Below are 19151 nucleotides of genomic sequence, written 5' to 3'. Positions count from 1 at the left end.
CGAATAAATGCCGTTCTATTGCGAGGGTAGAAGGGGGATATTCTGTTTAATTTTCGCAACAATGTTGAGAATCTCATCGGTGTGCTGCATCGGCAATTTCGGCTTGTGGCGCTTTGCTTTCTTGTACTTTTTGCAGTTCCCGTTGTCGCCGCGCTTGCCCTGCGTCCCAGTTTTACCGCGATGGCCCTCGTCCTTATTGAGCCAGCCCCTTCAGATTTGCTCGAGCCGGGTGGCCTCGGACCAGCAACGGCACCCAATACCGCCATGGTCGATGGTGCTGTCGAACTGATGCGATCCGAGCCCGTGTTGACGCGGGCGCTTGCGCTGGTGGCACCCGTCGACCCCAATGCCTTTTCGTCATCGCTCGATTTTCGCAGCAAGGTCCTGGCATTTTTCGGCAATGCTCGCGCGGAAGGTCCGTCTGCCGATCGTCCTGAAGCGCAGGTTCTCAAGCTGGCGCGGTCGGCAGTCACGGTCAATCGCCGAGGCCTGACGCCGGTCATCGCGATTTCTGCCCGTTCTGCCTCGCCGTCTTTCGCAGCCCGCATGGCCAACGCCATGGCGCAAGCGCATATGGAACTTCAGTGGGAGGCCAAGGCGGAGACGCTTGATCGGGCAAAGGGGCTCGTCGATGTGCAATTATCGACGGCAGAAGCGCGGCTGATCGAAGCCGAGGCGGACCCAGACCTTGCGCCGCAACTTGCAACTCTGCGCAATCAGCGCGATGCGCTCCAGCATCGTGCGCTGGAACTGACGATGCAGGCCGCTTTGCAATTGCCCGATGCGCGTCTCGCCGCCCCGGCATCAATCCCGGTCGAGTCGAGTTTTCCCGATGTGCGGAATACCGCCCTCATCGCGGCTCTGTTCGCCGCCGTTACTGCGATCGGTATTGGTTTCACCGCCGATGGCTGGGCGAGCGGCGTTCGCTCAACGACAGAATTTGCCACACTTGTCGGCGCGCCGCTGGCCATCGCCATGCCCAGGCTCCGGATGCGTCGGTCCGACGGTACGAGCCATGCCGATCAGGTGGTGACAGCGCCACTCTCGCCATTTTCGGAAGCCATGCGCAGCCTGCAGATGCATCTAACCCGTTCGCCCGACGCGCAGCCGAGCCGCGTGATTGCCGTGATGTCGGCTGGTGAAGGAGAGGGTAAGACCACGACCGCGCTCGGCGTCGCGCGGGCGTTTGTTGCAGCGGGGCAAAACGTGCTGCTCATCGATGCCGATGTGCGCTCGGCGGCCCTGCGGCAGCATCTCGATGTGCCATCCTCGCGCGGGTTCGAGGCGGTGTTGTCCGGAGCGCTCGGCCTTGCCGATGTCCCCTCCCTCGTGCAGCGCGATCCGCTGTCGGCGCTCAACGTTCTGATCAATAGCGGACCGAGCACATTGCCGGCCGAGGCGATCTTTGGCACCGGGATTTTGGAAAAACTGCTCCAAAGCGCGCGGTCGAGCTTCGATGTGACGGTGATCGACATGCCGTCGTTTCGTTGGCCGGCGGATAGTTCGCATATCCTTCGCCATGCCGATGCTGTTGTACTTGTCGCGGGCTGGGGCAGGGCGGAGCGCCGAGCGTTGGAAGATATGCTGGTTTCGATCAGGGCCAGCCAGGGCGGACGGCACATTCCCGTGCACCCGGTATTGTCAATGCAGCCGCATACGCTCAAATGGTCGCTGTCGCTGACCCAGTTGAGCTATGCCTCGCGCTAAGTGATCGGCCCGTAGCAATCCGCATACCAATCAACGAATGCTTTGACCCCGATATCGAGCGTCGTCTCGGGCTTGTAGCCCGTCAGCGCGGCCAGAAGCGCGGGCGCGGCATGGGTGTGTTCGACGTCCCCCGGTTGCACCGGCAACATGGTCTTCCGTGCCGTCTTGCCCAAGACCGTTTCGATCGTCTCGATAAAGGACATCAGCCCAACCGGCTGCCCGCCACCGATATTGACTGAGCGCCAGGGCGCGACGGGCGAAATCGAGTCCATTCCATCGATCATGTCCACCGCCTCGCTTTTCTGTGGCTTTACGACCATCAGGCGCGTGATCGCTTCGACGAGATCATCGATATAGGTATAGTCGCGCAGCATCTTGCCCTGGCCGTAGACGTCGATCGCCTCGCCGCGCGAAATGGCCGAGACGAATTTGAACAGCGCCATATCCGGACGGCCCCAGGGGCCATAAACGGTGAAAAACCGGAAACAGGTGGTCGGAAGATCGAACAGATGCGCATAAGAATGCGTCATCGCCTCGCCGGCTTTTTTTGTCGCCGCATAGAACGACATCGGAAAATCGGCCCGATCGGTTTCGGCGAACGGCACGGTTTCATTGCCGCCATAAATCGACGAGGTCGAGGCAAACATCAGGTGGCCTATGCCGGTCTTGCGCAGCACTTCGAGGAGATTAAACGTGCCGGTTATGTTGGCGCTGACATAGGTTTCCGGCGCTTCGAGGCTGTAGCGCACACCGGCTTGCGCGGCGAGATGGACGACGATATCGGGTCTGAAATCCGTAATCGCCGTTTCGAGCGCGGCATAGTCTTCGAGCATGGCTTCGACGAACGAGAAGCTGTTGGACTTTTGCAGGATGGCGAGGCGCGCCGCCTTGAGCGTGACGTCATAATACTGCGTCATGCCATCGAGGCCGAAGACGGTGTGACCGTCGGCCAAAAGACGCTTTGCCAGATGAAATCCGATGAAACCGGCCGTGCCGGTGATGAAGATCTTCATTTATCCCCGCCGCTTTATCTCTCCGAGCCTTAGGCGAAAAGCCTGAAGAGCCCGTTAGCTCAGGGCCATGCCGCCCGCTTCGATAGGCGCTTTGCTCCCGCTGATCCGCGCCAGTCCTAGACTGTCGCATTCCTTTCAGCGGAGCCGATCATGGCCGATATTTTCTCCTCACACAGCCTCGACCTTGCCGCGCCGGCAACCGGCGCCTTCGCCATTACGCCGAGCGACACCACGATTTTCGATCAACCGACGCGCGCTGTCTATGTCGGTGCAGCCGGCACACTCGCCGTCGAAATGCTCTCGGGCGGGTCAGTCTTCTTCGAAGGTCTTCCGGCCGGCGCTATTCTGCCGGTGCGCGTGCGTCGCGTCCTTGCTGCGAGCACCGCCAGCTTTCTTGTCGGGCTTTACTGATGGTGGGGAGCAATGGGCTTGGCCTCGCCCTCAAAACCCGGTCTGGCGCCCGAGCGGCGTCGGGCCCTTGGCTCGATGCTGATTTCGTCGCGGGGCAATATGGCTTTGCCGGTCGTTCCTTTTCCGATCCGGCGCAGTTCCGCCTCGCCGCAGGCGGTACGGTCGCGCCGACGGGGCATCTGTTCCTGGGGCCCTATGTTGCCCTGGATGCGCAGGAACTGTTGGCCGATGGCAGTTTCGCTGCCGGGACCTCGACTGACTGGACCGGTGTTGGCGGGTCTGTCGCTGTCACCTCTGGCGCCCTTCGTGTCACGGGTGCCGGTGGCAGCGGCTCGGGCGCCTATCGCACCATTGCCGGGCTGATCAATTCATCGGGCCGGGCTTATCGACTGCCTGGATCGGTCTGGCGCGGCACGGCGTCGAGCGTCACCCTAGGTTTTGGCGCCGGCGGTGCGTCGATCGCGGTACGCCATCAGGTCAATCCAGTAGAAGCGATAGGCTGCGCGGATGGTCGCGTCGTCATGCCGGAGCCGCATCATGGCCGGTGCAAGGCCCGATTGGCCATCGAAGACGAAGAACAAGAGACCTAGAAGCCCGCTAAACTGCGCGAGCCCGAGCACTGTTTCGGTTTTGCCTTGACCGATCAACAGGGTCTTGGCCGCGAAAAGACTGAGTGCCGGTGCGGCGGCGATACCCAGCCCGAACACATGCCGCGCGCCTCTCATCGCAGGCTCCTTTGGACACGAGCAGGCGTTCCAAACGCGAGGGCATGGGGCGGGATGTCGGAATTGACGAGGCTATGAGCCCCGATCACGGCCCCATCACCGATTTTGACGCCCGGCATGACCGTCACCAGCCGCCCGATCCAGACATCGGCGCCGATGCAGACCGGACGACTATGGAAGCCGCTCCTCAGAACTGGTGTGTAGGCGCTGATCCGATGGTCGCTGTCGCGGATACTGCAATAATCCCCGACGCGCGTTCCCGCGCCAATGCGAAGCGATCGCCGCGCCGAGAGGATCGTGCCCTGGTTGATCGAGCAATCAGGTCCGATATCGATCTCGCCGCCCTCGGCAACGGCAAGGCTGATATTGCCGCCGAGATAGACGCGATCGCCGATTGCAATCGTGCCGGTGACGCCTGGGCAGCGGATCGGCCCGGCGAAGGTGATGGATTTTCCAAAGCGCACCCAGGACAGATAGAGGCGGCGATACCAGAGGCTGCGCAGCATCCCGGCACCGCGATCGATGACTTTTGTGAGCCTGTGACGCGTGTCCCGCTTCATCGCGGAAGCCGCGCAGGATCGAGTATTGCGGATTGGAAGACCGCCAGCACTCCGCCGCCAAAGAGGATGACGGCGAGCCTGAAAATCCCGGTATCGAAACCGCCACGCAGCACAAAAATCGCGAGGAGTGGAATGAGCGCGGTAACCAGTGCCTGACTGAGTGGCGTAAGCCCCCGTAGCGCCCCATAGGCATTATCGAGGAGCGCCAAGACGGCGCCGAACAACAGCCCGATCACGCACACAAAGACATGGCCGCCGGCTGCAAAGGCTTCGCCGGCAAGGCCGGGCGTCAAACCGCCAAGGAGATCGCGCGCCTCCATCAGCCGCAATTCCCGGCTCAACTGCATGGGCTTTTCGGAGAACAGCGCACGCGGCAGGACTTGCTGCATCACGTCCCAGTATTGCCCGGGATTGAACCCGATCTCGGCTGCATAACGGGCGGAAAGCGCATAGCCCTCAAGCAGCGACATTTGCGATAGCGTCATCGGCAGGCTGGCGAAAAAGTCTGTCTCCTCGCCCTGGAGTGTCAGCCGGAAACTCAATGTCTGCACGGCAAGGACCGCCACGACGGCACCAGGCACGATCAAGCGGCGCAGTCTGATCTGGCCATGTGCGAGGTAAATTAGCGCAAAGCTCAGCCCCGTGATCGCAAGCTGGGTTCGTCCGCCGAGAAGCCAGAACACGGCCAGGATCAGGACCATCGAGAACCAGGGCGATGGCCCGCTATTGCGGAGTTGGCGCAGGCATAGAAGGCTCGTTGTCAGCGCGCCGAGACAACCGAAGGCATAGGTGACTGAAAAGAGCGGGGTCTCGACCGGCAGGCGCAAAAATCCGGCTTGTGCGAAACCGATCGGTCCGCCAGGTGCGAGGCCAATCGAGATCACAAGGCCGATCAGCACGGCAATGTGCCACGCCAGGGGATCAAAGGTCCAACCACGTGAAATGGTGCCGGCGCCTTCGAGCGGCTGCCGCGCGACTATCCAGTAGCCCAGCAACCAGGCGAGGCTGGCGAGCACCGTCATCAACATGACCTCGCCCTGATAAGCCACCATGGTCGCCGAGCCGTGCATCGGATCGGAAGAAATCAGCGGCAATCCGTGTGACACGAGAATGGCGGCGCTTAGCAGCAAAAGGGCAGGGCGCTGGTGCCGCACGCCGAATGCCATCGCCGGGAGCGCGATAGTGACCAGAAAAAGCGCTACGGCGAGCGTCATGGCCGCTGCCCCAATATGGCAGGCGCTGCTGCCTTTTCGGCCTGTTCGATGTCGCCGACAAAATTGGCTAGTAGAACCTGCCGGCTCCAGCGCGCTTCGGCCCTGGCGCGTGCAGCGCTGCCCAATTGCCGCGCGAGCACCGGATTATCGCAGAGGTCCGCAATGGCCTGAGCAAAGGCCACTGCATCTTGCGGTGGCGTGGCTATGCCGCACCCCGAGACCTCCTGAAATAGCGCCGAATGTGGGCTCGCCGTCGCCACCACGGGACGTCCGGAAGCCAGCATATTGGGCAGCTTGCTCGGTAGCACCAAATCCTGCGCGCAGGCGATCTGCGGCAGCAGATGGATGGTGGCGAGAGCGAGCAGATCGCCAAGCTTTTCGATCGGCTGCAGGTCGTGAAAGCGGATATTGCGCAGACCTGATGCTGATGCTTCGAGCGCCGCACGGTCCGGGCCATTGCCACAGATCACGAAGGTCAGATCGTCTCGGTGAGATAACTGCCTCGCCGCCGCCAGGATGAGATCAAGCCCATGCTTGCGCCCGAGTGCCCCGGAATAGAGTGCCACATGCTCCGTGCCGATACCCCAAAGCGCGCGAGATTGGGCGATGGCTCGTCCTGCGGCACGATTCGGTCGACGCCGGCCCAGTTGCGATGCTCGGCAATCCGGTTTGCCGGTACGCCTTCGTCCTCAAGGCGCCGACACATTGCCGGGGAAATGGTGCTGACGTGATCGAAGGCGCAGAGAATGCCCCTCTCGATCTGACGCAGGATTTTCCCCAAAAACCAACCGCGCCCGATAAGCCCCGTCGCTTCCGCCGCCTCGAGCTCAAAATCCTGGACGTGAAGCCAGGCGGTGGCGCCGCTCAGGCGCGCGGCAACAAGACCCACGGGGGCTGCCATCAAACCCGGCGCAATGGCAATAACGCGATCGGGCCGCCAGAGCAGTGCGGCCCACAGCATTGGGAAGAATGCCGCGAGAGCAAAGCTGAAATGATGGAGAAGGCGCATCGCGCCAGTGGGGTGCCGCGGAATAAAATGCGGCACGCGCAGCACGTCGAGCCGTCCCCGCCGCTCCGAATTCCAAAAACCGTGCCCCGGCCGAGCGCGCCATTCGGGATAATATGGCTGACCCGCAACAACCCTGACTTGATGTCCAGCCCGCACCAGGGCCTCTGCCAGGCCGGTGGTATAGGGTCCAATACCGATTATCTCGGGCGCGTAATTGAGGCCCAGCACCAATATCTTCATGGTGCACCGCCGCCATCTGCTAACGGGCATCTATCCCTCAGCAGACCGATATTGAAAACGCGCGAAACTACTCTGGTGCCATTGACGCTCAACATCGGCCTACCCCTCATTGGATGGACAGCTCTGAGTGTTTTACTGATCCCTCATTGGGTCAATGCAGATTCATTGCGAGGATATAGGTCAATTTAATTATATTTAACGATATTGATCCCGCATGATCTGATTTATAGTTCTGGTGCGCAGCGTCTATTCTGAAATCTGAAGCAAAACGGCAGCACCTTTCGATGCCGCCGTTTTTTTACTGTCTAAACAGTTGATCGATCAGAATTCGTCCCAATCCGTCGAGACCGCAGCATTGCCGTGGCTCAGATACTGGGCCTGTGCCGGCTTGGCCTTGGCAGTCGGGCGGCGGACGGGCGCCACGTCGACAGGTGCCGACCGCTCGGAGACGCGGAAGACTTCGACGATCGTGTCGAGTTCGTTGGCGCGGGCCTCGGTCTGCTCGATGGCCGCGTTGGTTTCTTCGACGAGCGCAGCATTGTGCTGGGTCATCTCGTCCATCTGGCGCACGGCCACATTGACCTCGTCGATGGCCTGGGCCTGCTGCGCGCTTTCGCGGGCGATTTCGGCCATCATGGCGCTATTGGCACGCATGGCCTCCAGCATGGAGCTCAGCTTGTGGGCCGCGTCGGAAACGAGGCGCGCACCGCCATCGACTTCTCGCGCGCTTTCTTCGATCAGCGCCTTGACGTCCGACGAGGCTTCGGCAGCCGATTGTGCCAGGCGGCGCACTTCGACGGCGACCACGGCAAAGCCCTTGCCCGCTTCGCCGGCGCGTGCCGCTTCCACCGAGGCGTTTAGCGCGAGGAGGTTGGTCTGGAAGGCGATATCGTCGATCATGCCAATGATGTTCGAGATCTTTTCCGAGGCGGTGGTGATCCGGCCCATGGCGGCGGTGGCTTCATCCATCACCTGGCCACTTTGCACGGCCGATTGCGTGACAGCCTCGGCAGTGGAGCTACCGCGCTGCGCGCGCTTGGCGTTCTCGGTCACAGCCTGAGCAAGCTGCTCCATGGTGGCCGAAGTTTCTTCGATCGTTGCTGCCTGGCGCGTGGTGCGTTCGGAGAGATCGTTGGCGCCGGCCAGGATCTCACCGGTTGCCACCTTTACGCCGCGCGAGGTGGTGCGGAGACGCGTCACCACATCGGTCAGCGTATCGGCAACGCGGTTCATATCGGTCTGCAGTTCAAGGAAAGAGCCCTGGTGCGAACCGGTCATGCGCTGGGTCAGGTCGGTATCGGCAAGCGCGCCGAGGACCGAGCCGGCATCGGCAAGGCCAGTGCGCACGCTCGACACCATGGCGTTGAAGTTCTGCGACAGGCGCGTGATGTCCTGATCGGCAAAGTTGGTGGTGATCGCGCGGCTGAAATCGCCAGCCATGGCAGCTTCCACCACGTCGTCGAATTCGGCCTGGAAGACTTCCATGGTCTTGGTGCGTGCAGCGGCCTTGAGTGCAGCGGCCTGTTCCTGTGCCGTCATCGACGCCATCTTGATGCCGTTGTCCTTGAAGACCTGCACGGCCTGCGCCATTTCGCCGATTTCGTCGGCGCGGTTGGCGCCGGGCACTTCGGTTTCGAAGTCGCCTTCCGAGAGAGCCCGCATCGCGGTGGTCAGGCGGGTGACGGGTCGGCCAAGCTGGGACGAACCGATATAAATGGCTGCACCGGTGCCGGCGATGATCCCGAGACCGGCGACTGCCAGCAAGAGGGTGCGCATCGTGCCTTCGAACCCAACAAGATCCTGCTGGATGGCCTGATAGTCCGCAAGGTCGGTGGCGACGATCGCGTCGATATCGGCCTGGAAGGCTTTGCGATTGGCGCGGTTCTCGTCGGTATTGCCCTGGGCATTCGCCTGGGCCGGGTCGACATCGCGGCCAAGGCGCGCCGTCTCGGCGCGGAAGGTGCGGAAGGTCGCGGCTTTATCAGCCATGGCGGTGAACGCAGCCTGATCTTCGGCTTCAACCAGAGGGCGCCAGAGATCGAGGACGCGGTCCATTTCGTCGAGCTGGGTCAGGATACCTTCGGCGAACTGGCCGGCTTTTTCGGTATTGGCTGCCGCGTAGACACCGCGGGCTTCCATGACCACGGCCGTCACGCGCCGATTGAGCGACTCGCCGTAGAGCGCGCGCTTGGAGGCGTGATCGAGGCGTTCGATCTGGTGGTCATATTCGGCCACGACATATAGGCCAATGCCGGTGATCAGGGCAGCGACAACGCCCATGATGCCGACGATAGTCAAAACCTTGCCGCGGATGCGCATGCGACAATACCTTTTCAGTGCGCCGTGGGGTTACGGCTTGGTTAAAAGCCGCCCATCTGCCGAACACCTATTCTGGGTTCTTGTCGCCGAATTGCGGTCTACTTCCGCACTATAGTAGTTTTCCTCTTAATGTATGGTGAAGCACTTATGAATCGGCCATATCTCAAGAAAAACAAGGCCTTACCCTAAAGTCGAAGTGCTGTTTTCAAGTCTGCTACAGATTTTGCAGAGGTTGTTCGGCGATTTAAGCTCGTAAATCCTAGTTTTGCTGCCAATTCGTTGTCCGCCTTCGCCGGTGCTGAGCAAGAGCCATGAATGGCGGCAAAAGGCGCATTCTTCAGAAGGCTGCGGACGTTAGCGGCGCTGATGCCCGCGCCGGGCATGATGGCAATGCGCCCGGCAGCTACTTGGTGCGCTCGTGCAAGATCTTGGATGCCTTCGAGCGCCGTGTGGGCGCGGCCCGAGGTCAGGATGGTGTCGAAACCCAGCGTAATTGCCTGCTCGATAGCCTCGTCCAAATCGGGCACCAGATCGAAGGCCCGATGGAGGGTTTTCTTCAGACCCTTGCTCCGTTCCGAGAGTTGCGTCAGCGTCTCAATATCGAGGCGCCCATCTGCATGGCTTGCGCCCAACACAACGCCTTCGATCCCTGTTTCCCGGATCGCATCGATCTCAGCCAGCATTTGCGCCAGTTCATTACTGTCAAAGACGAAGTCGCCAGCGCGTGGCCTGATCATGGCACGCGCCGAAATCCCGGCGCGTGCAGCCAAAGTCACCAAGCCGATGCTCGGGGTCAAACCGCCGAGTTCCAGCACCGAGCAGAGCTCCACCCGGTCGGCACCATTGGTTCGCGCCACGCACAGTCCTTCGGCGCTGTCGATGCACACTTCGAGAATAGTCATGCACCTGCTCCCAGCCCGAGCGCCGCGGCGCCAACCAGACCCGCATCGGCTGTTAGTTCCGCCGGAACGATCAACGGCCGATCGAGATGCCGGAGAATGCGTGGCCGCACCGCGGCGTCGATGCGCGCGATGAGTTCGCGGCTATTGCCGAGCCCACCGCCCACCGGCACGATGTCTGGCCCGATGATATTGACCACCAGGGCCAGCGGCGGCGCGAGGAGGGCAATGAAAAGATCGATGGTCTGAGACGCTGCGCTATCGCCGGCCGACCACGCGTCCACGATGCTGGTGCTCGGCAGTTCCGCGCCATGAAGATGCCGATGCAGCCTCTCCATGCCTCGTGCGCCGCCGACGGTGTCGAGGCAGCCCGAAAGGCCGCAGCCACAGGCAAAGTGCGGCAGATCATAGGGCGCGACATCGACCTTGGTCGCGACGATCGTCCCATGCCCCCATTCGCCGCCGAGCCCGCCCGCGCCGGGATGCAGCTTTTGGTCAACGACGATGCCGCCGCCAACCCCAGTCCCAAGGATGGCGCCGAACACCACGCGATGTCCGCGCCCGGCGCCCGATGTCGCCTCCGCAAGCACAAAGCAATCCGCATCATTGGCGACGGTCACTGGCCGGTCAAGCCTCGCAGCCAGTTCGTCGGACAGCACTTTTCCGTCGATACAGGGAATGTTGGCGCATGTAACCAGACCCGTCTGCGGATCGATCACGCCGGTGATGGAAATGGCAATCGGCGATCCCCCCGGCGCGCCGCCTTTGGCTACGAAACCAGCGATGACAGCAACGAAGACCTCGAAATCCTGCGTTGGCGTAGGCTGGCGGCCGAGATGGATAAGGGAATCAGGAGTCGTCGCGGTTGCGGCTTTGATCGTCGTGCCGCCAATATCGAAACAGGTGATCATGGATGGTCTTGGAAGAAAAGGTGCGCCGACACTAGCCTCTGCCTTTCCTCGGCGCCAGACGATGCCATAGCCGCAGCCCACGAAACTGGTTATGCATCGGCCTCAATTTTCTGGAGCCGCGGTTTGAATAAGGTCGGAATCATCGGGGGCGGGCCTGCGGGGCTCATGGCGGCCGAAGTGCTGGGCAGCGCCGGTTATGCCGTCACCGTCTTCGATTCCATGCCCACTGTCGGCCGCAAATTCCTTATGGCCGGCAAATCCGGGCTCAATATCACCCATGCCGAAAGCCATTCCGCTTTGCTCGACCGGTTCGGCGCTGCCCGCCCGACGCTCGAAACCGCACTCAATAGCTTCACCGGCGAGGACGTCCGGACTTGGTGCACCGGCCTTGGCGTCGAGACCTTTGTCGGTTCCTCCGGCCGCGTTTTCCCCAAGGCGATGAAAGCCTCGCCGCTCCTGCGGGCCTGGCTCGCGCGGCTACAAGATCTTGGCGTCACCATCCGCACCCAATGCCGCTGGACTAGGTTCGACGGCGACAGCCTCACCTTCCACACCCGCACGGGCGAAGAACGCCACCAATTCGACGCGGTTCTCCTCGCCCTCGGCGGCGCCTCCTGGCCGCGACTTGGCTCCGATGCTGCCTGGGTCGAACCCTTGCGCGCGCGAGGTGTCGAGATCTCGCCCTTCCTCCCCGCCAATTGCGGGTTTGAGGTTTCCTGGAGCCCATTCTTTGCCGAGCGCTTCGCCGGCGAGCCGTTGAAATCGGTGACCGCCACCAGCGCCACCGGCACCATCCCGGGCGAGTTCGTCGTCAATCGCTGGGGCATCGAGGGCAGCCTGGTCTATGCCCATGCCGCGACCCTCCGCGATGAACTCATCGTCAAGGGCACCGCCGTGCTCACCGTAGATCTCATGCCGGGCCGCTCGACTGAGCGCCTAGCCGCCGATCTCGCGCGTCAGCCGAGCAAACTGAGCTTTGCCAACCGCATCCGCAAAGGCGCGGGGCTCGATCCCGTCAAGGCCGCGCTCCTCCGCGAATGTTTTTCAAACGCCAACGCGCTCGACCCCACTGCCCTTGCGGCTGCCATAAAGGCCGTGCCGATAACCCTCGAGCGTACCCGACCCATCGCCGAAGCCATTTCTTCGGCTGGAGGCGTCGCCTTGAGTGCAATGGACGAAAACTTCATGCTCAAAGCGCTGCCCGGCACGTTCGTCGCCGGCGAGATGATCGATTGGGAAGCGCCCACCGGCGGCTATCTCCTTACCGCGTGCCTCGCCACCGGCCGCGCCGCCGCCGAGGGCATGATTGCGTTTCTCAACCCTCAGCGATAACCCGCGGCCTGCAATTCGAAGAGCTCCGCATAGCGCCCGCCAAGGGCCAGCAGCTCTTCATGCGTGCCGGCCTCGAGAATAGCGCCGTGCTCCAAGACTAGAATGCGATCGGCCATGCGCACGGTCGAAAACCGGTGCGAGATGATGACCGCCGTCTTGCCGCTCGCCAGCCCCTTGAAGCGCGAAAACACTTCCGCCTCGGCCTTGGCGTCAAGCGCTGCCGTCGGCTCGTCGAGAATGATCAGCTCCGAATCCCGCATATAAGAACGCGCAATGGCGACCTTCTGCCATTCCCCGCCCGAGAGATCGCGCCCCTGCTTGAAGAGCCGCCCCAATTGCTGGTCATACCCCTTGGGCAGCTTGGCGATGACGGCATCGGCAAGGCTCTGTTCCGCCGCCTCGTCGATCCGCCCCTGATCGTCCTTATCCTCGATCCGCCCCACGCCGATATTGTCGCGCGCGGTAAAACTATAGCGGATGAAGTCCTGGAAGATGACGCCGAGATGGGCGTGGATATCGCGTGGCGCCATATCCTTGAGATCGACACCATCGATGGTGATGCGCCCCTCGCTCGGATCATAAAGTCGCGCCAGAAGTTTTACGATCGTCGTCTTGCCCGCGCCATTCTCGCCCACCAGCGCCAGCGTCTCCCCCGCCTTCAGCGTGAAGGAGAGATTGCGGACGACCCAATTCTCTGCCTCAGGATAGCGGAAGCCGACATTTTCAAAGCGCACGCCATCCCGGATCGGCACCGGAAACGGTTTTGGGCTGGCCGGCGCCAAAACCGTCGGCTCAATCTCGAAGAAGGAAAAGAGATCGTCGAGGAACATCGATTGGCCCGCAATGGCGGTAAAGCCGAGCAGGATTTTTTGGAATAATCCATTGAGCCGCAGGAACGAGCCCGACAGAAAAGCCAGATCGCCGATGGTGAACTCGCCGGCAATGGTGCGCCAGACGATAAAGGCATAGGCGGCGTAATAGGCGAGGGTGGCGATCGCGCCGAACAGCGCGCCCCAGCCATTGCGCAAAATGGCGATGCGCCGGTTCTCGATGAAAATGTCATGCGCGAGCTTGCGAAAGCGCTCGATCAAAAACTCGCCGAGCCCGAAAAGCTTGATTTCCTTGGCCGTCTCAGCGCTGGCCCCGATATAACGGATATATTCGAGCTCGCGCCGCTCCGGCGTCCGCCAACGGCTGACCATATAGGCCATGGTGTTGAACCGCGTTTCGCCCCAGATCGAAGGCACGAAACTTAGGGGCAGCAAGAGGATCAGCCAAGGCGCATAGACAAAAAGCCCTGCCGCCAGCGTCACGACGGTGATCATGTCCTGCGCCTGGCCGAAAAGCTGGCTCAGCAGCGCATTGCGTCCCGCCGCCTGCCGCCGCGCCCGCTCCAGACGATCCTGATATTCCGCGCTTTCGAAATGCATGAGGTCGAGCTTGGCGGCATGCCCCATAAGCTCGACGCTGACTTGGTTGGAATGCAGTTCCGAGAGGATGGAATCGACGAGCCCGATGCCACGCGCAATCACATCATTGCCGAGCACCAGCGCCATTTCGAGCAGCAGCAGCAAGAGGATCGGGTTCAACAGCCCCGCATTCCACCAATCGGTCCAGTCCGGTCCGGGCGGCGTCAGCGCGGAAAGCCGCACAACCTCGTCAACGATCAGCTTGGCGGCATAGAGCACGGCAATGGGCTGCAGCGCGGCGACGAGCCTGAGGCCAATGCTGGCCGCCGTCATCGCCCGGCTGGTGCGCCAGATCTGCGCGACGAGCCGCCCCAGATGCCGCAGATTGTCGAGCCGCTGCCTAAAAGTCGGAGATTGTTCGGGAATGGGCGGTGGTCGGCGCCCTGGAAGATCGGTCATGACTGTATTCTAGTTGGGCGCCGCAGATTAGGCGAGTAGGCAACCGCGCTCCCCGACAAACGTTCCCTCGGAACGCATGGAGGAGGAACCAATGCTCAAGGACAAAGACAGCGCCGCCATTGTCGCGGTCAAAGATATCGACCGCGCGCGCCGCTTTTATCGCGATGTGCTCGAACTCGAATTGACGAGCGACGGCGATCAGGTGCTGGAGTTCAAGACCGGCAAGACGGCGCTCGTCGTCTATGTCTCGGACTTTGCCGGCACCAATCAGGCCAATGCTGTGGTCTGGGGCGTCGGCGACGAAATCGAGGCAATCACCCGGCGCCTCGCCGAAAAGGGCGTCACCTTCGAGCACTATGACGGCATGGACTATGCCGACGGCATCCACCGCGCCGGCGATTTCGACATGGTCTGGTTCAAGGACCCCGACGGCAATATTTTGCATCTCAACAGCATGTAGCGCTCAGCGCAGATTGCGCAAAAACCCTGCGAGATCGCCAGTCACGTGGTGCACATGCGGGCCGGTCGTCTGGCCCAGCTCCCAGGCTTCCACCTGGTCATGCGCAAACTCAGCGCCCGGCACCACCTGTACCGTCGCCATCCCGATCTCGTGCGGCACGACGAGGTTCTTTTCGAGATCATCGAACATGATCGCCTTGGTCGGGTCGATCCCATAGCGGCCGAGGAACCCGTCATAGGCCTGCTTATGCGGCTTGGGCACGAAGGTCATGGCGCGGATATCGTGCACGTCCTCGAACAGGTCGGGCCCGCCAAGACGCCCCAGCACCGAGCGCGCATGGTTGGTATCGCCATTGGTCAGGATGAACTTCCGGCCGGGCAGGGCGCGGATCGCGTCGATCAGCGCCGGATGCGCGGTGACGGGCGAATAATCGATGGCATGGACCGTGTTGAGGAAATGCTCAGGGTCGATCTTGTGTCCGTGCATCAGCCCGTTGAGCGTCGTCCCAAAGTCCCGATAGTAGCTTTTCTGCAGGGATCGCGCTTCCTCGAAGTCGAGGCGGGTCACGTCCATCACATAGCGGGTAATCAGTACGTCGATCTGGGCAAAGAGATTGCACTCACGCGGATAAAGCGTGTTGTCGAGGTCGAAGACCCAATCGGTGATGTGGTTGAGGTTTGGTGCGGCAGGGCTGTTCATGGCGCCAAGCTAGCACAAAATGATGAAAGCTTCATCAGGGGTGCGAGCCTCCCGTAGGAGGCTCGCGAAGTTTTGCGCTTATTCGGCGGCAGCCTGATTAGCCGTGATGGCAAGGCCGAGAGCCGAGATCAAGCTGGCCGGGTTGGCTGCAGCAGCGCTCAGAACCAACAGCGTGGTCGGGGTCGCTGGCTTGACGGCAACCTCGATGCTCTTGGGGTCATCGAGGAAGGTGTTGACCTGCGGCACGACCATGTCGGTCAGCTCGGGAACACCGGCCTGGCCGACAAGCTGCGGCACCATGGCCTTGAGGCTTTCGACGAACGCGGCGCGATCGGCACCGGACTGGCTGGCAAAGAGGTCGAGCAGTTTTGGTGCAAGACCGGCATCGTCATAACGCAGGCTCGAGCTCGTCAGCGTTACGGCCTGGAGCAGTTCCATGCCCACCATCATCTGCTGGGCCTGCTGCTCTTCCGGCGTCGCGCCCGGCTTTGCCGTTTCCATGGCATTGATCTTTTCGAACACGGCAGGGGTCAGGCCCGACATGTCCATCTTGAAATTGATGGCGCCGACATCGGCGAAATCGAGCAAGAACTGGTCGATGATCATGTGGCCATCAGCCAGGCCCCAGGTCATCTTTTCGCTGATATTGCCGTTGATTTCGGTCAGGCCAAGCGCCTGGATCACCGGGCCTGCCTGCGGGTCTTCCTCAGCCATGGAGGTCAAGTCGGCCCAGATGCCGGTGATGTCGAAGGTCGAGGCAATATCGGTGACGGCGTCGGCATCGTCATAGGTGAATTCGTTCGTCGCCTCGATCGAGTCGATCGAGAGGAAATCGGCGCCATCGCGCGTGATCTTGAGCGGACCGGTCGAAACACTGCCCACCGAAGCGAGGAGGGCGGTCATGTTCACCTCGTCTTCGGGCGGCAGATAAATGTCCGTCGCCGAAATGTCGGTCAGGGTCAGGTGGCCCGTCGGTTCTTCGGCAAAGTCGGTGTCGATATCGGGAACGGTCAGCGCCTCGGCAGTAAAGCCGCCATCATCGGCGTCGGCAACGCCGGTGAAGGTCAGTTCGGTATTGATGGTGAGCGGGTCGCCTTCCATGCCGGCCACGGCAACGGTGGCACCATCGACGGTGATGGTGGTGCCATCCAGGGTGGCGGTGCCAAACGTAATGTCATAGCCCCCGACCTTGTAGACTGCTGCAAGGCGGTCGACGAACGTCTGCGCGTCGAGCGCCATTGCTGGCTGCATCAGCGCGAGGGTCGCCAAGCCGGATGCAAGCATCAGGCCCTGGATCTTCGTGGTCTTCATCATGGTCTGCGTCATCCTTGATGTTAATGAGGTTGCGGAATTACTCGAACGCCCGCCTGTCCCCCGGTTGAATTGCCCCTCGAAGACTGACTGCAGTCGATAAGCGGCAGAATTGCGTCCGTTCTTATGGCACTGGTTTATTTCGCCACAATGTCGAACTCTGCTTAGCCAATTCGGTTCAATTTGCTTCAAGAAAGAGCCGATAGGCGGAATTTTCCGTTTCGTCCCAATAGGGAAAGCCGATGGCGTCGATATGGGCATAGAAGTCCTGGCGCGTTTCGGGCGGCACCTGCACGCCCACCAGAACGCGGGCATAGTCGGCGCCGTGATTGCGATAATGGAACAGCGAAATGTTCCAGGCGTCGTTCAGCCCTTCGAGGAATTTGAGCAGAGCGCCCGGCCGCTCCGGAAACTGGAAGCGGAAGACCATTTCATCGTCGAGGTCATGCACGCGCCCGCCCACCATGTGCCGCACATGCAGTTTTGCCACTTCATTGTCGGTCATATCGGTCACCGAGAGACCATTTGACGAGAGGAGGTCGATGATCTCGCGCTTCTCGGTGTCGCCCTGGGTGAGTTTTACGCCGACAAAGATATGGGCGCCGACGCCGTGGGCGTAGCGATAGTTGAATTCGGTGATGGCTCGCCGCCCGAGCAGGCGAATGAACGCGCGATAACTGCCCGGTATTTCGGGGATGGTCACGGCCAAGAGCGCTTCGGCCCGCTCGCCGATTTCGGCGCGTTCCGCCACATAACGCAGCCGATCGAAATTGACATTGGCGCCCGAATTGATGGCAATGAGGCTGCCTTTAGGCGCCGCGCCATCCTCGACATGCCGCCGCAATCCTGCCAGTGCCAGGGCGCCCGCCGGTTCGGCAATGGCGCGCATATCGTCAAAGATATCCTTGATCGCCGCGCAGATTTCATCGGCCGTCACGGTGACAATGTCGTCGAGCAGGTCCCGGCAGAGCCGGAACGTCTCGTCGCCGACCTGCCGCACCGCCACGCCATCGGCAAAGAGCCCGACCTGATCGAGCGGCACGGGGTGTCCTGCGGCGATCGCCGCCTTCATGCTCGCGGCTTCTTCCGGCTCGACGCCGATCACCTTTATCTCGGGCCGCAAAAACTTGACGAAAGTCGCGATCCCCGCCGCAAGGCCGCCCCCGCCCACCGGCACATAGATGGCGCCGATTTCGCCAGGATGCTGGCGGAGCAATTCCATGCCCACCGTACCTTGGCCGGCAATCACATCGGGATCGTCGAACGGATGGACGAAGACGTAGCCATGCCGTTCGGCCAAGCCTGAGGCATGGGCCCGCGCTGCGTCGAACCCATCGCCGAACAGCACCACTTCGCCACCCAGACGCTTGACGGCATTGATCTTGATCTCTGGCGTCGTCGTCGGCATCACGATGATCGAGCGCACCCCGAGCCGTGTCGCCGACAGCGCCACGCCCTGCGCATGATTGCCTGCCGAAGCACAGATCACGCCGCGTGCCCGTTCTTCCGCCGTCAATTGGCTCATTCGGTTGTGGGCGCCGCGGATCTTGAACGAAAAGACCGGCTGCAAATCCTCGCGCTTGAGGAGGATATCCTGACCGAGGCGCTGCGAGAGAAGGCGCATCGGATCGAGCGGGGTCTGTTCGGCAACTTCATAGACCGCCGAGGTCAGGATCTTGCGGACATAGTCGGTCATTGCGGGCTCCCGGAATTGGCCGTGATGGACGCCTGCTGACAGAAAATGTCAATCGCCTCAGCCACACACCCATGCGCGGCAGGCATGACACATTGTCTCAATCAAATGATTGATTGATGTTTGCGGTAGAGCTAATGATCCGCGCCAGAAATTGCTAAAGCGTCTCGATGCCCTCCTCGTCTCCATCTATGACCCGGCGCGAAAGCGGCGACGATCGGCGGATCGCCATCGCCCAGGCCGCACGCGCTCTGATCATCGAAAAAGGGCTCGAGGGTCTCCGCACCCGTGACATTGCCGAGCGGGTGGGCATCAATATTGCGACGCTTCACTACCATGTGCCGACCAAGGAAGCCCTGGTCACGCTCGTTGCCGCATCGCTTCGCGAAGACTTCAAGGCCTCGGCCCAGCGCCATCCGCGCGCCGACCTACCGGGCCTCAAACAGCTCCGCATCGAGTTCGTCGAATTCGCCGAGATCGTCGCGGACTCGCCCGAGCTGATCGGTGTCCTTAGCGAACTGATCGATCGGGCCCGTCGCGATCCGTCGATCGCCGACATCATCCTGCCCCTGCAGAGTTTCTGGACGGGACAATATGCCGAAATTTTCCGGACCGGGGTGAGCGACGGCTCGTTCCGGCCCGATCTCAACCCCGAGGCTGCCGCCGTCATCACCACGGCCGCCTTGTCCGATTGCTGGCGCCCGCATCGGCGCGCCCAGCTCCCCGCTGTCACTGCCGAACTCGAACGCGCTTTTTCAATCCCTTCCTCACAAGGATAGA

Annotated in this window: 18 protein-coding genes; 6 read left to right on the top strand and 12 right to left on the bottom strand. The window is 61.6% G+C overall.

From position 1 onward, the window contains the following. Positions 1 to 180 precede the first annotated feature (180 nt). Complete coding sequence (locus ASE94_RS06895) at positions 181 to 1707, top strand: tyrosine-protein kinase domain-containing protein (protein WP_156351952.1); 1527 nt, start codon at positions 181 to 183, stop codon at positions 1705 to 1707. Here the strand turns inward: ASE94_RS06895 and ASE94_RS06890 are convergent. After that, entirely contained in the window at positions 1704 to 2720 is a 1017-nt protein-coding gene (locus ASE94_RS06890; RefSeq protein WP_062629738.1) for an NAD-dependent epimerase/dehydratase family protein, read from the bottom strand. The genes ASE94_RS06895 and ASE94_RS06890 overlap by 4 nt on opposite strands. 150 nt (positions 2721 to 2870) lie before the next feature. Between ASE94_RS06890 and ASE94_RS06885 the strand changes: the two genes are divergently transcribed. Next, on the top strand, positions 2871 to 3131 hold the full coding sequence (locus tag ASE94_RS06885; RefSeq protein WP_062629737.1) for a hypothetical protein: 261 nt from the start codon (positions 2871 to 2873) through the stop codon (positions 3129 to 3131). Further along, positions 3131 to 3721: a hypothetical protein gene (locus ASE94_RS06880; protein ID WP_062629736.1), complete on the top strand. Its 591-nt coding sequence runs from the start codon at positions 3131 to 3133 to the stop codon at positions 3719 to 3721. Before ASE94_RS06885 ends, ASE94_RS06880 begins: the two co-directional genes overlap by 1 nt. 131 nt (positions 3722 to 3852) lie before the next feature. Here ASE94_RS06880 and ASE94_RS06875 read toward each other — a convergent pair whose 3' ends face one another. The 7 genes from ASE94_RS06875 to ASE94_RS06845 form a co-directional block, all read right to left on the bottom strand. Next, complete coding sequence (locus ASE94_RS06875) at positions 3853 to 4416, bottom strand: acyltransferase (protein ID WP_062629735.1); 564 nt, start codon at positions 4414 to 4416, stop codon at positions 3853 to 3855. Continuing rightward, complete coding sequence (locus tag ASE94_RS06870) at positions 4413 to 5630, bottom strand: hypothetical protein (RefSeq protein WP_062629734.1); 1218 nt, start codon at positions 5628 to 5630, stop codon at positions 4413 to 4415. Before ASE94_RS06870 ends, ASE94_RS06875 begins: the two co-directional genes overlap by 4 nt. Next, positions 5627 to 6196 carry a glycosyltransferase gene (locus ASE94_RS21270; protein WP_200913602.1) on the bottom strand — a complete coding sequence of 190 codons (570 nt, stop codon included), beginning with the start codon at positions 6194 to 6196 and terminating at the stop codon, positions 5627 to 5629. The genes ASE94_RS06870 and ASE94_RS21270 overlap by 4 nt, the downstream gene beginning before the upstream one ends. Beyond that, complete coding sequence (locus ASE94_RS21265) at positions 6106 to 6879, bottom strand: glycosyltransferase (RefSeq protein ID WP_062629732.1); 774 nt, start codon at positions 6877 to 6879, stop codon at positions 6106 to 6108. The genes ASE94_RS21270 and ASE94_RS21265 overlap by 91 nt, the downstream gene beginning before the upstream one ends. 321 nt (positions 6880 to 7200) lie before the next feature. Further along, positions 7201 to 9198, bottom strand: a complete 1998-nt coding sequence (locus ASE94_RS06855; protein ID WP_062629731.1) for a methyl-accepting chemotaxis protein — start codon at positions 9196 to 9198, stop codon at positions 7201 to 7203. A 185-nt stretch (positions 9199 to 9383) separates the two neighbouring features. Then, the gene (locus ASE94_RS06850; RefSeq protein ID WP_062629730.1) at positions 9384 to 10100 is read right to left on the bottom strand and encodes a copper homeostasis protein CutC; all 717 of its coding nucleotides are present in this window, start codon (positions 10098 to 10100) and stop codon (positions 9384 to 9386) included. After that, positions 10097 to 11008, bottom strand: coding sequence for an ROK family protein (locus tag ASE94_RS06845; protein ID WP_062629729.1), 912 nt, complete (start codon positions 11006 to 11008; stop codon positions 10097 to 10099). The genes ASE94_RS06850 and ASE94_RS06845 overlap by 4 nt, the downstream gene beginning before the upstream one ends. A 123-nt stretch (positions 11009 to 11131) precedes the next feature. On the opposite strand from ASE94_RS06845, the gene ASE94_RS06840 reads away from it, so the two are divergent. Beyond that, positions 11132 to 12340: a TIGR03862 family flavoprotein gene (locus ASE94_RS06840; protein WP_280137165.1), complete on the top strand. Its 1209-nt coding sequence runs from the start codon at positions 11132 to 11134 to the stop codon at positions 12338 to 12340. Here the strand turns inward: ASE94_RS06840 and ASE94_RS06835 are convergent. Beyond that, on the bottom strand, positions 12331 to 14208 hold the full coding sequence (locus tag ASE94_RS06835; RefSeq protein ID WP_062629728.1) for an ABC transporter ATP-binding protein: 1878 nt from the start codon (positions 14206 to 14208) through the stop codon (positions 12331 to 12333). The two genes, ASE94_RS06840 and ASE94_RS06835, sit on opposite strands and share 10 nt — an antisense overlap. A 91-nt stretch (positions 14209 to 14299) precedes the next feature. Between ASE94_RS06835 and ASE94_RS06830 the strand changes: the two genes are divergently transcribed. Further along, on the top strand, positions 14300 to 14668 hold the full coding sequence (locus tag ASE94_RS06830; protein ID WP_062629999.1) for a VOC family protein: 369 nt from the start codon (positions 14300 to 14302) through the stop codon (positions 14666 to 14668). A 3-nt stretch (positions 14669 to 14671) separates the two neighbouring features. Here ASE94_RS06830 and ASE94_RS06825 read toward each other — a convergent pair whose 3' ends face one another. The 3 genes from ASE94_RS06825 to ilvA form a co-directional block, all read right to left on the bottom strand. Continuing rightward, a complete protein-coding gene (locus tag ASE94_RS06825) occupies positions 14672 to 15367 on the bottom strand; it encodes a pyrimidine 5'-nucleotidase (protein ID WP_062629727.1) in 696 nt (231 codons plus the stop codon). Positions 15368 to 15445: 78 nt separating this feature from the next. Continuing rightward, entirely contained in the window at positions 15446 to 16681 is a 1236-nt protein-coding gene (locus tag ASE94_RS06820; RefSeq protein ID WP_156351949.1) for a hypothetical protein, read from the bottom strand. A 175-nt stretch (positions 16682 to 16856) separates the two neighbouring features. Further along, positions 16857 to 18374 (bottom strand): threonine ammonia-lyase, biosynthetic, encoded by a 1518-nt coding sequence (gene ilvA / locus ASE94_RS06815; protein ID WP_062629725.1) that lies wholly within the window; start codon positions 18372 to 18374, stop codon positions 16857 to 16859. 188 nt (positions 18375 to 18562) lie between these two features. On the opposite strand from ilvA, the gene ASE94_RS06810 reads away from it, so the two are divergent. After that, entirely contained in the window at positions 18563 to 19150 is a 588-nt protein-coding gene (locus ASE94_RS06810) for a TetR/AcrR family transcriptional regulator (protein WP_062629724.1), read from the top strand. Position 19151 lies beyond the last annotated feature (1 nt).

It is taken from the genome of Devosia sp. Leaf64 (genome assembly GCF_001421945.1).
Taxonomy (GTDB): Bacteria; Pseudomonadota; Alphaproteobacteria; order Rhizobiales; family Devosiaceae; genus Devosia.
Note: the sequence above shows the minus strand (reverse complement) of the source record. Positions and strands in the feature narration are given on the sequence as shown.